At 38.3% G+C, this 12,804-nt stretch carries 12 protein-coding genes; 8 read left to right on the top strand and 4 right to left on the bottom strand.

Translation table 11 applies throughout. The features are described from left to right. Positions 1 to 32: 32 nt before the first annotated feature. The 4 genes from porL to topA all read right to left on the bottom strand — a co-directional run bounded on the left by porL (position 33) and on the right by topA (position 5,933). Complete coding sequence (gene porL / locus ABS768_RS16165; protein WP_408076003.1) at positions 33 to 665, bottom strand: type IX secretion system motor protein PorL/GldL; 633 nt, start codon at positions 663 to 665, stop codon at positions 33 to 35. 65 nt (positions 666 to 730) lie between these two features. Then, positions 731 to 2,110: a T9SS ring complex lipoprotein PorK/GldK gene (gene porK, locus ABS768_RS16160; RefSeq protein ID WP_408076001.1), complete on the bottom strand. Its 1,380-nt coding sequence runs from the start codon at positions 2,108 to 2,110 to the stop codon at positions 731 to 733. Positions 2,111 to 2,273: 163 nt separating this feature from the next. Then, the gene (locus ABS768_RS16155) at positions 2,274 to 3,425 is read right to left on the bottom strand and encodes a formimidoylglutamase (protein WP_408075999.1); all 1,152 of its coding nucleotides are present in this window, start codon (positions 3,423 to 3,425) and stop codon (positions 2,274 to 2,276) included. 3 nt (positions 3,426 to 3,428) lie between these two features. Continuing rightward, positions 3,429 to 5,933 carry a type I DNA topoisomerase gene (topA, locus tag ABS768_RS16150; RefSeq protein ID WP_408075998.1) on the bottom strand — a complete coding sequence of 835 codons (2,505 nt, stop codon included), beginning with the start codon at positions 5,931 to 5,933 and terminating at the stop codon, positions 3,429 to 3,431. Between the two features lie 220 nt (positions 5,934 to 6,153). Between topA and ABS768_RS16145 the strand changes: the two genes are divergently transcribed. The 8 genes from ABS768_RS16145 (at position 6,154) to secG (ending at position 12,705) form a co-directional block, all read left to right on the top strand. Beyond that, the gene (locus tag ABS768_RS16145) at positions 6,154 to 6,858 is read left to right on the top strand and encodes a hypothetical protein (RefSeq protein ID WP_408075996.1); all 705 of its coding nucleotides are present in this window, start codon (positions 6,154 to 6,156) and stop codon (positions 6,856 to 6,858) included. 78 nt (positions 6,859 to 6,936) lie between these two features. Continuing rightward, entirely contained in the window at positions 6,937 to 8,385 is a 1,449-nt protein-coding gene (gene miaB / locus ABS768_RS16140; RefSeq protein WP_408075994.1) for a tRNA (N6-isopentenyl adenosine(37)-C2)-methylthiotransferase MiaB, read from the top strand. A 2-nt stretch (positions 8,386 to 8,387) separates the two neighbouring features. After that, positions 8,388 to 8,918: a YcxB family protein gene (locus tag ABS768_RS16135; protein WP_408075992.1), complete on the top strand. Its 531-nt coding sequence runs from the start codon at positions 8,388 to 8,390 to the stop codon at positions 8,916 to 8,918. A 16-nt stretch (positions 8,919 to 8,934) separates the two neighbouring features. Next, positions 8,935 to 10,224, top strand: a complete 1,290-nt coding sequence (locus tag ABS768_RS16130) for a sigma-54 interaction domain-containing protein (protein ID WP_330444348.1) — start codon at positions 8,935 to 8,937, stop codon at positions 10,222 to 10,224. A gap of 13 nt (positions 10,225 to 10,237) precedes the next feature. Continuing rightward, a complete protein-coding gene (locus ABS768_RS16125) occupies positions 10,238 to 10,747 on the top strand; it encodes an LptE family protein (protein WP_408075990.1) in 510 nt (169 codons plus the stop codon). 38 nt (positions 10,748 to 10,785) lie between these two features. Beyond that, a complete protein-coding gene (locus tag ABS768_RS16120; RefSeq protein ID WP_408075989.1) occupies positions 10,786 to 11,289 on the top strand; it encodes an LptE family protein in 504 nt (167 codons plus the stop codon). A 32-nt stretch (positions 11,290 to 11,321) separates the two neighbouring features. Then, positions 11,322 to 12,359, top strand: coding sequence for a tetratricopeptide repeat protein (locus tag ABS768_RS16115; protein WP_408075988.1), 1,038 nt, complete (start codon positions 11,322 to 11,324; stop codon positions 12,357 to 12,359). Continuing rightward, entirely contained in the window at positions 12,352 to 12,705 is a 354-nt protein-coding gene (secG, locus tag ABS768_RS16110; protein WP_408075986.1) for a preprotein translocase subunit SecG, read from the top strand. The genes ABS768_RS16115 and secG overlap by 8 nt, the downstream gene beginning before the upstream one ends. Positions 12,706 to 12,804 lie beyond the last annotated feature (99 nt).

Below are 12,804 nucleotides of genomic sequence, written 5' to 3'. Positions count from 1 at the left end.
TAAAAAATATTTAAATAAAACTAATCAGTCAATTAGCCTCTGTTACCCATAGCAGAAAGCATTCCGCCATAAACATTGTTTAATGAAGCAATGTTTTGAGTCATTTGCTGCATTTGTTGCTTTAATTGAGAAGCATTTTCTGCAATCTCTTTGTTAGCTTCAGCATTACGAGAAGCACTTTCTAACTGTACTTTGTAAAGACTGTTTAGAGACTCCATTTGAGCCGCTGCTGTAGACATTTCTTCGCTGTATTTCTTTTGAGAAGCGATAGAATCTACTGTAGGAGAAATTCCTTTAGCTGCAGATTCGAAGTTTTTGATACTGTTACCTAAGCTAGCCATTAACTCACCGTCAATTTTAGCTTCTTTTAACAGGTTATCTAATTTCTGAGATAGTAATCCCTGAGCTTCTTTCGGATCTTCTTTTTTCTGACCTTTTTTAGTCGGCTCTCCACCAGCTAATTCAGGATAAACAAGAGACCAGTCTAATTCTTTCTCAACTGGATCAAAAGCTGAAAGACCAAAGATAAAGGCCTCAACACTAAGACCGATGATAAGCATTGGACTTGCACCTGGCCAGTGCATAAGCTTAAATAATGCTCCAACGATTACAACTGCTGCCCCCATACCGTAGGCGAAATTCATAACTCTTTTAGGTAGTGCCATAATAAATAATTTTTAGTTTTTAGTTAAGTTAATCAATTAAATATTCAAGTTATTAAAATTGGTTATTAGTTAATTGTGTTACGTGTGTTTTGAGTACCCATGTAATCCTGTACTGTTCTGAAACCGATAAAGCTTCTTGCAGAATCTGCATACTCATAATCTCTCGTACTCACCTGAAGGAAGTAAGCAACATCCTTCCATGATCCTCCACGGATTACTTTACGTTGGTTTTGGTGATCTGTAACGTTAGGGTTCATTGTAGAAACATACTCATAAGATGAAGCATCGTATGATGAATCTGTCCACTCAGAAACGTTACCCGCCATGTTGTAAAGATTGTAATCGTTTGGATCGTATGACTTAGCCTCTACAGTGTATAGTGCACCGTCTGCAGCATAGTCACCTCTGTTTGGTTTAAAGTTAGCAAGGAAACATCCTCTGTCACCTTTAGCATATGGACCACCCCAAGGGAATGTACCTGATTCCAGGCCACCTCTTGCAGCATACTCCCATTCTGCCTCAGTTGGTAAACGGAAAGAGTTAACATGCTGTCTTCCTTTATCTTTTTGATAAGCATTTTTGTATAGTGTTCTCCAAGCACAGAATGCTTTAGCCTGTTGCCAAGTAACACCTACAACCGGATACTCTCCGTAAGCCTGATGCCAGAAATAATCATTATGCATTGGCTCATTGTAAGAGTAAGCAAAATCTTTAATCCAAGCTGTTGTATCAGGATAAACATCTACTTTTTCCTTAATCAAGTACTTACTTCTCTTAGTTCTTGTATTCTTAGACTTGTCTTTTGCAGCAGCCTGAATATCCATCCAGGAATAAGCAAATACAAGCTTAGAAACATCAATAGTCCTTAAACCGTTGTACGATTCAGAAGCAGGAAGATACATAGAATCCATAACCTCCACATAGTACTCATCCGGATATTTTTGAGGATCGTCGATAAGCTTCACTTTATGGTTAAGCTTTCTACCGGCAAACGGATCATCATCTGTACCAATACTGTAATAGTTATCATACATATACTGATCGTAAGGAGATTTCTCCTCTTCTGTCTGATCCATGAATGCATACTCACCGATACCACCGCTACCTGGAGTCTGACCCATTTCTTCTGCAAGAATAGCAAGTCTTGTTCTTATAGTAGAATCTTTAACCCATTCAACAAACTGACGGTATTCACTATTGGTAATCTCTGTTTCATCCATGTAAAACGAACGAACAGTTACAGTCTTAGTTGGAGCATCCTGTACATTAGCCAAATCGTCATCCGATTTACCCATAATGTAAGCACCTCCAGGAACCAAAGTCATACCATAAGGCTTTTCAGGCCTCCACTTTTTACCTTTAACACCTACAAGCTCTCCGCGGTCGCTAGAACCACAGCTAATTAAAAATGTTAAAGTTGCTGTTAATGCAATGAACTTCTTCATATAAAATTGGGTTATTAATGTAATTCTATTTTTTAAGGGCGTAAACCTATTTATTTATTTTCAAAAAAACAATTTTTTTCCTAAAAAAACCTAAACAAAAAGTAATCTAATGGTAACTTTAAGAAAATCTAAATAAAACTATGCTCTTTTTATAACATTATCATCAAATAATGTTTTTTCGCTGGGCCTTCCACCATCTTTCCGGTATCTCACTCCCGCATGCACCCTTGTAATCTTCATGTGTACAAGGTAACAACGTATTTCTTGTTAATTTATTATTAACATGAGACACATATGGTATCTCTATCCACCATCTGTCTGTCCTGTCGCTCTTATAAAAAACCAGTTCCTCGTCTTCCAGAGGAACAATATATTTAAGGTAGTGCTCTTTACTCCCAAAAGGATATTCATTAGACCTGTAATGAAACCCTTCGATAAAATACCACAACACCTGAGCTATTAAAACGGACTCCTGAGCGGAATTATTGTGATTGAATACTCCAAATGAAGTAACCTTATCACTTATCCCTGCGTACCGCGCTAAAATACAAATTTCTTTTCCATCAAAGCCATTTGGGATAAATTTAACATAATTGCCGGAATCACTTGATTTTACAGCCGTCATATCGACAGAAACAATGTCTGCGTCCCTAAAAACCGGCTCAGCGATCGTCGAATTATTACTTATTTCACCTAAACGGTAAGCATCAAAATACAATTTCTCAATCAAATCAATCTCTTCTTGAGAATTATAATACGTTTGATAGCCTACGTTGCTAAAATTAAAAAGATTATTGGGTTCTTCTACGATTATTTTAGTTAAATATGAGTTAGCTGTAAGACCTTCCCCCTCGCTACCAAAATCAAACTTACTGTCTATCGAAACCAGATTAACCATCTGCTCAAGTCTGTCATACCCCCTGTACATAGCATAAGTAATATCCTGAGACCCTCCCAGCACTAAAGGAACCACTTTTTGCTTAACCAGTTCCTCAACCAGTGTCTTTACAACATAGTATGTATCTTCTGGAGTGTTCCCTGCAGTAATATCACCAAGGTCAATAACATTTGCATGCCAGTTACCCGGAAACAAACTGTAAAACTCCTTTCTAACATGTTCAAGATGTACACGCTCGTCCTGCCCATGAGAACCCCTGTTTTCTAAAACACCTATTATAGCAATAGCCGCTTTGTCCAAATCAGGAAAAACATCAGATGTGTGTATACTGACCCTCCTCCCCAGAGACTGCTCAGGAAGTTCACTTATAAACTCCAGTAAGCTTTCGTCTACAGGTTCTAAAAAATCAAATACCATACTTTATTTCTTTTTTGTTTTTGCAGTTGTTTTTTTAGCAGTTGCTTTCTTAGCAGTCTTTTTTGCCGGAGCTTTCTCCTCTATCAAAGCCTTCACCTGATCAAGCGTTAGCTTCTCAGCATCCACATCTTTGGTTAGTTCGATTTTAGTTTTCCCTTTAAGGATAACCGAACGTCCCCAACGAGCTTTTTCAACCCTTATACCTTCGTCTTCCCAGTTATGGATAAGCTTATCCCTGTCTTTTTGAAGCTTATCTTCAATAAGAGTTACTATATCCGACTGTGAAAGGTTATCAAAGTCATATTTTTTATTCACATTGATAAACATTCCGTTCCATTTGATAAACGGACCAAAACGCCCCACCCCTTTTTGAACGGGCTCGTTTTGATAAGTACCAATTGGCGCATCGGCCTGCTCTTTCTCTGCAATAAGCTTAGAAGCCACCTCAAAGTTCACATCAAGCGGATCCATTCCCTTAGGAAGAGAGATAAAAGTTTTACCGAAACGAACATACGGACCAAAACGACCGTTGTTTACCTCAACTTCCTCACCTTTGTATGTACCCAGTGTTTTTGGCAACATAAACAATCCAAGAGCTTCATCCAGGGTAATACTACCTATATTTTGTTCAGGCAACAGGCTGGCAAATCGTTTCTCATCATCTTCGGCATCACCTATCTGAGCCATTGGCCCAAATTTACCTAAACGAACAATTACCGGTTTTCCACTCTCCGGATCTGTGCCTAAAATACGTTCCCCTGATTCCCTCTCGGCATTTTTCTCAACATCAATTACATTAGGATGGAAATGACTGTAAAAATCGTTCATCATTTTTGTCCAGTCTTCATTACCCGATGCAATCTCATCAAAATCCTGCTCCACTTTAGCGGTAAAATTATAATCCAGTATGGTTTCAAAATGATTTACAAGAAAATCATTCACAATCATACCTATATCTGTAGGCACCAGTTTTCCTTTATCCGATCCTACGTTTTCTTTCAATTGCTGTTCTGAAACCGCTCCTGCTTTTAAGGTTAGCTGAGCATATTTTCTTTCCTGACCTTCAAAGCTTCCTTTCTCCACATAATTCCTGCTTATGATAGTCGAAATTGTAGGAGCATAAGTAGACGGACGACCTATACCAAGTTCTTCAAGCTTTTTAACAAGAGCAGCCTCCGTATAACGTGCAGGCGGTCTTGAAAAACGCTCGGTAGCTGTAATGTAGTTATTACGCAGCTTCTCGTTTACTTTTAATGCAGGCAGCATACCCTCCTGTTCCACATCCTCATCATCACTTCCTTCAAGATACACTTTAAGGAAACCTTCAAACAACAGCACCTCTCCCGATGCTGCAAAAATCTCTTTATGATTGTTAGCTTCTATCTTAACATTGGTACGCTCTAATTTAGCGTCACTCATTTGAGAAGCCACTGTTCTTTTCCAAATCAAATCGTAAAGTCTCGCCTGATCCCTGTCTATATTTACCGTATGACGGGTCATATCTGTAGGACGGATAGCCTCGTGAGCCTCCTGTGCACCTTTACTTTTTGTAGCATAGTTACGTGGCCTGCTATATTCCTTACCGTAAGACTTAGTAATCTCGGCTTCGGCGGCAGCCATCGCTTCCTGAGAAAGGTTAACACTATCCGTTCTCATGTATGTTATAAGTCCGGCCTCATACAGTCGCTGTGCCAGCATCATAGTTACCCCAACAGGAAAGTACAGTTTTCTCGACGCTTCCTGTTGCAGTGTAGATGTGGTAAACGGAGCTGCTGGTGATTTTTTACCTGGTTTAGTCTCTAAATCGGTAACCTTGTACTCAGACCCTATATTTTTATTCAGGAAATCCTGTGCTTCCTGTTTTGTAGTAAAGTTTTTAGGAAGCCTCGCTTTAAACGTTTTACCCGTCTCATTAACAAACTCGGCGGTTATTGAATAAGAAGCCTCTGCTTTAAAATTTTGTATATCACGTTCTCTTTCTACAATAAGACGTACAGAAACTGACTGTACACGCCCCGCAGAAAGCCCGCTCTTAACCTTTTTCCATAATACCGGCGAAAGCTCATAACCCACTAACCTATCCAATATTCTTCTTGCCTGCTGTGCATTTACAAGATTATAATCAATAGTTCTTGGATTCTCAATCGCTTTTTGGATTGCCGTTTTGGTAATTTCATGAAAAACGATACGCTTGGTTTTACTCTTATCCAGCTTAAGCTCTTCAGCAAGGTGCCAGGCTATAGCTTCTCCTTCACGGTCCTCATCACTCGCCAACCAAACTGTCTCAGCTGATTTAGACAGATCCTTAAGTTTTTTAACCAAAGCCTTTTTATCTGAAGACACCTGGTATTTGGGTTTAAAGCCGTTTTCTATATCCACCCCTATTTCCTTTGAGGGTAAATCGGCTATATGTCCATAACTGGACTCCACCTGGTAATCTTTACCTAAAAACTTCTCAATGGTTTTTGCCTTTGCAGGCGACTCAACGATCACTAAATTCTTTGCCATATTTGCTTTCCTTTGTCGCAAAAGTATAGGATTTTTTTAAATATTAAATTTTGGACATTTCAAATTCATACTTTTTTATCACAAATAAATGCTAAAACACCACTTTACACCACACTACACCTTATTATATATATGCCCGAAATAAAAAAACATAAAACCCATTGCCATTCCACCGTAAGTTTATTAAATTTAGGACTTTACATATAACTCAAACCACGTTATGAGAGAGATAAACATAAAGCTGTTACTACCCTATAATTGGGGACACATCAGAAAAATTAAAATTTATGATAATAAAAAGCAGTTAATCACCAAAATCATGCATAGTGAGGAGCTCACCCTAAATATAGATTCTGACATTGAAGAAGTAATCATTAAACTTGATTTTTACAAATCTGTAATAAAAATCCCAAAAAATAAAAAGGTATACCTTGGCCTGTATATGGATTTTAGGGACCGCTTCCCGTTTAAGTATCTGGACACACTAAAAAGAAAATGCCTAACAGGCCATTTCATGACTGAAGAGGAGTATGAAAATTTCAACCTTAGTTTTTATGCCGAATCATTCCGCTGGGTTCCAAAAGCCGGAATTGACAAACCAACCGTATTTTTAGGGTTACTCATTTCAGTTGCATTAATAGCCTTATCCATAATACAGCAAAATAATCCGTATCAGGATATTATTTTCTTTATAGGCACATCCGGAACCATATCGCTTGCCTTGCTTTATTTTGAAAAGGACAAAGTAGAACTTTACGATTACCGAAACCGAATGATAGCATCAGGGTGCTCATTTATACTGGCAGGGCTACTTGCCTCTTCTTCCCTTTCTGCCGGAGGTTTAATCGTACTTTTGGGCTTTACTTTTATATTACGATCTGTTGCCGGAGTAAAGCGTTTGTTTAATGCAGCGAATTTAACCTGATAGAATATGTCAATATGTCATATTTTACAAATTAAATAGTATCTTTGCCAATTCAAAAAAGCACTACAGTAGCGAATCATGGAAAAGATTATAGAAGAGAACAAACAAGGACAAAGCCTTGTTTTAGAGCAAAAAGACGGAAACAGTAAAAAGCTTTTTATAGAAAGCTATGGTTGCCAGATGAACTTTTCTGACAGCGAGATTGTTGCATCCATCCTTGCAAATGAAGGATATAACACCACCCAAAACCTTGAGGAGGCCGATTTGGTATTGGTTAATACGTGTTCCATCCGCGATAAGGCAGAACAGACTGTACGTAAAAGACTGGACAAGTACAACGCTATAAAAAAAATAAACCCGGGAATGAAAGTTGGCGTTTTAGGCTGTATGGCTGAACGTTTAAAAAGTAAGTTCCTTGAGGAAGAAAAAATCGTTGATATGGTAGTAGGCCCAGACGCCTATAAAGACCTGCCTAATCTTTTAAAAGAGGTTGAGGAAGGACGCGATGCCATTAACGTAATCCTTTCTAAAGAGGAAACCTACGGCGATATTGCCCCTGTACGTCTTAACAGTAACGGGGTAACTGCATTTGTTTCCATTACTCGCGGTTGTGACAATATGTGTACGTTTTGTGTGGTACCATTTACCCGCGGACGTGAAAGAAGCCGTGACCCACAAAGTATTACCGAAGAGATTGCTGCACTATGGGAGAAAGGCTTTAAGGAGGTAACACTACTTGGCCAGAACGTAGACAGCTACCTGTGGTATGGCGGCGGACTTAAAAAAGATTTTGAAAAAGCCAGCGAAATGCAAAAAGCAACAGCTGTAGATTTTGCCCAGCTATTGGATATAGTTGCTACACAGTTCCCTAAAATGCGTTTCCGTTTCAGTACTTCAAACCCTCAGGACATGCACCTTGAGGTAATTGAGGTAATGGCTAAACACCATAATATATGCAAGTATATCCACCTGCCGGTACAAAGTGGTAGTACGCGTGTACTTGAAGCAATGAACCGCCAGCACACCCGTGAGGAATACATGGAGCTTGTAGATAACATTTACCGTATTATCCCTGAAATATCACTTTCTCAGGATATGATTGCAGGTTTCCCAACCGAGACCGAAGAAGATCATCAGGACACATTAAGCCTTATGGAACACTGTAAGTATGACTTCGGGTTCATGTTTGCCTACTCTGAGCGTCCGGGTACACTGGCTGCCAGAAAACTGGAAGATGATATCCCTGCCGAGGTGAAAAACCGTCGACTAACAGAGATTATCAACCTACAGCAAAAAATGGCTTTTGAAAGAACCCAGCGTTTTGTAGGCCAAACGGTTGAAGTACTTATTGAAAAAGAATCCAAACGTTCTAACGAACACTGGAGCGGGCGTAATTCGCAAAATACTACGGTAGTTTTCCCAAAAGAGGGTAACTATAAACCGGGTGATTTTGTAAATGTAAAGATAAGCAATTGTACTTCGGCAACCCTTATTGGTGATGCAGTAGGTTACAGTGAGATGAATTAAGCATGACAGACATTACCATAAACCAAAGCTTAAAGCAAGATGACCTTGCAAAGGCGAGCCTATACAATTTAGTAATAGGAAGAAGCCCAATATTAATTATTATTTATGGTGCTTTAACACTGAGTGCGATTATAACATTTATAAATCCGTTCAATGCATATAACGAAACAGATAATACCGCTTACAATATTTTTGTATATGCAATAGCAATAATCGCTATACCTCTATTACTTTGGAGAAGTATAAAAAAGGCTTCAAAAAAAGCTTTTACAAAAAACAGCAGGTTTTATACTAATGTTAGTTACACCTTTACCCCTAATTCATATAAAAGCGAAGGTGAAGATTTTAGTACGACATATAAATGGGAAGACATTTACAAAGTAAAAGAAACAAAAAAATGGTTTTTTATATACATAAGTAAAAACCAGGCTGTAATACTTGATAAGTCACAAATTGATTTATTACAACAGGCAGAAATGAAAAACATATTCAATTCTGTCCAGTCAAAAATCAAAGTGTCACTCATAAAATAAAAACGTGACAATGCCTATGGAAAACATACAAGCCATAAAACAGCGATTCGAAATTATAGGTAACGACCCTAAACTTAACCGTGCTTTGGAAAAAGCGATACAGGTAGCCCCTACCGATATTTCGGTACTGGTTACAGGGGAAAGCGGTGTAGGTAAGGAAAGTATTCCTAAAATTATACACGCACTTTCTCACAGAAAACATGGTAAGTACATTGCCGTTAACTGTGGTGCGATACCTGAAGGAACTATAGACAGTGAGCTTTTCGGCCACGAGAAGGGAGCCTTTACAGGAGCTACTTCTACCCGTGAAGGATATTTTGAGGTTGCCGACGGTGGTACTATTTTCCTTGACGAAGTTGGGGAACTACCCTTAACCACACAGGTTAGGTTGCTTCGTGTACTTGAAAACGGAGAGTTCATAAAAGTAGGTTCATCTCAGGTACAAAAAACCAATGTGCGTATAGTAGCAGCAACAAACGTAAATATGTTTGAAGCCATTGAAAAGGAAAAATTTAGGGAAGACCTTTACTATCGTTTAAGTACAGTAGAGATTTTACTCCCTCCCCTGCGCGAACGTAAAGAAGACATCCACTTGCTGTTCAGAAAGTTTTCTTCTGATTTTGCACACAAATATAAAATGCCTCCTATTAAACTGGATGACGACGCGGTACAGTTATTGTTGCGTTATCGCTGGAGCGGAAACATTAGGCAGCTGCGTAATATTGCAGAACAGATATCAGTACTGGAAACCAATCGCGATATTTCGCTTTCCACACTGCGCTCTTACCTGCCGGATACAGGTACTAACCTGCCTGCCGTAGTTAGTGAGAAAAAAGCAGAAGGCGACTTTAGTAACGAAAGGGAAATACTATACAAAGTGCTGTTTGATATGAAAAGTGATTTAAACGATCTTAAAAAGCTTACCATGGAACTGATGCAAAACGGTAATACCAGCAAAGTACAGGAATCTAATAAAGGGCTTATCCAAAAAATTTACGGCAACAGTACTGTAGAAGATAACAGTCACAATTTTGAAGAGAGAATCCGTACAGAGGTTATGTCTCCTCAAAACATAAGCCATCCTACCGAAACCGTAATAAATCATCATGACGATGATGACGACGATGATCATTACCTTTTTGCTGAAACGGTTGAGGAAGAGGAAACGCTTCGCTTAGACGAAAAAGAAGTTGAGCTTATAAAAAAGGCACTGGAACGTAATAAAGGAAAACGTAAGGCTGCTGCCGATGAGTTAGGAATATCTGAAAGAACATTATACAGAAAGATTAAGCAATACGACCTTTAATTAATAAGGATTGATGAAATACTTAAAATTTATACTGGTTTTTGTAATAGCAGCTACTTTTAGCGGCTGTAACACTTATAGCTTTACAGGAATAAGTGTAAATGCCGATTCTTTTCAGGTAAAACATTTTCAGAATAATGCCGAACTGGTAGAACCGGGCATAGAGCGCACCTTTACTAATAAGTTACAGGAACTGATACAAAACCAAACCCGCCTTAACCTAACCGACTCTAATCCTGATTTGGTTTATGAAGGCGAAATCACACAGTATCGCATCTCACCTATGACAGCTACCGCAAATCAGGGTGCTGCTCAAAACAGGTTAAGCATAACTGTAAACGTAAGATTTTCAAACAAAAATAATCCTGAAGGGGATTTTGAAAAGCCTTTCAGTTTTTATTATGATTACAATGGTAATGATCTCCCTACAGGATCTGTGCTTACAACAGCGGTTAATGAAATTTTTGAAAGAATAAGTCAGGACATCTTTAATGAGTCGCTTACAAACTGGTCAAAAGCCTAAAGAATAAAAAACACAACCTTTAATAATAAAAAAGGATAATGAGATATATAAAATTCATACTTGTTTTAGTTTTAGCTACTACCTTTAACAATTGTAGTGTATATAATTTTACCGGAACAGGTAAAATTGATGCCGAAACTTTTCAGGTAAATTATTTTCAAAACAGTGCTGAAATTGTAGAACCGGGTATAGAACGTACTTTTACCCTGAGGTTACAGGACCTGATACAAAACCAAACAAACCTTACACTTACCAATTCGGGAGGTGATTTGGTTTACGAAGGCGAGATTACACAATACCGTATCTCTCCAATGACAGCCACTGCCGATCAGCGTGCTGCTCAAAACAGGTTAAGCATCACAGTAAACGTAAGGTTTACGAACAAAAGAAATGAAGACGACGATTTTGAAAAGCCGTTCAGCTTTTTTTATGACTTTAGTGGCGACTCGTTACCTACAGGATCAGTGCTTACTGCTGCTTTAGATGAAATTTTTGAAAGAATAACCCAGGACATCTTTAATGAGTCGCTGGCAAAATGGTAATTAAATAAAAAGCTCCCTTAAAATAAAAACATTTGAACACGAAAGATTTTACATACCTGCTTAATAAACCCTATAGTGTTACAGACAAGCACACCATGGATCTGGAAAGCGTACTTTACGAATTTCCGTACCTGCAAAGTGCACGTGCCATACACTTAAAAGGCTTATATAATCAGGATAGCTTTCGTTATAATATGGAGCTTAAAAAAACGGCAGCTCACACCAATGACCGTTCGATACTTTTTGACTTTATCACCTCAGAGAATTTTCAGAGTATTCAAAAGGATTTTTTAGAGGAGAAAGAAAAGGCTATTGAAGAAATCACTGTTAAGGATACCGAAACCTTACAAACTGGTACAGAAGAAACAGAATCCCCCACCCCTAATGTTAACAGGCTGGAGCGCTCTATAGAGCAAACCATAAAAGAAGCCGAAGAAAACAAAAGGAAAGAAGAAGAAATTCATCATACACCTGCAATAGTAACTTCACCTGTTTTTGTTCCTAAAGAAGAAGAAAACGAATTACATGATAAAGAGCAGGAACCTCAACAGGATAATACCGAAAAAAAACTGGAGATAGGCAAACCGTTGGAGTTTAATAAAGCCGAGCAACATTCTTTTCAGGAATGGCTACAACTTTCAAAACTCTCTCCTATAAACCGTGAGGAAACTCCGGAAGAAGTAACAACTGCCGAAAAGGAAAACAAGGTTGAAGCCGAAAACACCCAAACTGAAGAACCTGAAAAGCAGGAAACAGAGAATACAGCTCCAACTTCTTTAGATAAAAAACTGGAACTTATAGATAAGTTTATAGAATCAAACCCTAAAATAGTTCCTGTAAGAAATGCTACCCAGCCCGTTGCAAACATAGAAAAAAGCAGTAGTGACAACTCGCTGCCTATGACTGAAACACTTGCAAGAGTATACCTGGAACAAAAAAAATATCAGAAAGCAATTCAAGCTTATGAAATTTTAATTTTGAAATATCCGGAAAAAAGTGTTTTCTTTGCAGACCGCATAGCGGATATAAAGATTTTACAACAAAATAATAATATAAATAACAATGGTTGACTTTTCAATTTTTCTGGTACTAATTGTAGTAGTAAGTTTCCTTTTGGTTTTAGTAGTTATGGTACAAAACCCTAAAGGAGGAGGATTATCTTCTTCATTCGGAGGAACTCAAATGATGGGTGGTGTACAAAAGACAACAGACTTTCTTGACAAAAGTACCTGGACTCTTGCTACTGTTCTAATCGCTTTAATTTTACTATCTACTTTAAGTTTCTCTAACGGAACTACAAATAGTATTATTGACGAGAGCTCTGTTCCTGCTACAACAGCTCCGGCTGCTACAGAAGAAGCTGCTCCGGCCGCTACTGAAACTCCTGCTGCCACAGAGGGAGCAACTCAGGAATAGTTTCAACATACAATATAAAAAAATGCCAGCCTGTCAGTGCTGGCATTTTTTTTACCATAAATCTGTCAGTTTTATGGATTGGCACAATTTCTGAAAAAT

Source organism: Flavobacterium rhizophilum (assembly GCF_046000485.1).
GTDB lineage: Bacteria > Bacteroidota > Bacteroidia > Flavobacteriales > Flavobacteriaceae > Flavobacterium > Flavobacterium rhizophilum.
This window is presented reverse-complemented; position numbering and strand designations above follow the sequence as displayed.

Bases quoted from the DNA above. Each gene is read 5' to 3' on its own strand.
- porL (WP_408076003.1), bottom strand. From the start codon at position 665: ATGGCACTACCTAAAAGAGTTATGAATTTCGCCTACGGTATGGGGGCA.
- porK (WP_408076001.1), bottom strand. From the start codon at position 2,110: ATGAAGAAGTTCATTGCATTAACAGCAACTTTAACATTTTTAATTAGC.
- ABS768_RS16155 (WP_408075999.1), bottom strand. From the start codon at position 3,425: ATGGTATTTGATTTTTTAGAACCTGTAGACGAAAGCTTACTGGAGTTT.
- topA (WP_408075998.1), bottom strand. From the start codon at position 5,933: ATGGCAAAGAATTTAGTGATCGTTGAGTCGCCTGCAAAGGCAAAAACC.
- ABS768_RS16145 (WP_408075996.1), top strand. From the start codon at position 6,154: ATGAGAGAGATAAACATAAAGCTGTTACTACCCTATAATTGGGGACAC.
- miaB (WP_408075994.1), top strand. From the start codon at position 6,937: ATGGAAAAGATTATAGAAGAGAACAAACAAGGACAAAGCCTTGTTTTA.
- ABS768_RS16135 (WP_408075992.1), top strand. From the start codon at position 8,388: ATGACAGACATTACCATAAACCAAAGCTTAAAGCAAGATGACCTTGCA.
- ABS768_RS16130 (WP_330444348.1), top strand. From the start codon at position 8,935: ATGGAAAACATACAAGCCATAAAACAGCGATTCGAAATTATAGGTAAC.
- ABS768_RS16125 (WP_408075990.1), top strand. From the start codon at position 10,238: ATGAAATACTTAAAATTTATACTGGTTTTTGTAATAGCAGCTACTTTT.
- ABS768_RS16120 (WP_408075989.1), top strand. From the start codon at position 10,786: ATGAGATATATAAAATTCATACTTGTTTTAGTTTTAGCTACTACCTTT.
- secG (WP_408075986.1), top strand. From the start codon at position 12,352: ATGGTTGACTTTTCAATTTTTCTGGTACTAATTGTAGTAGTAAGTTTC.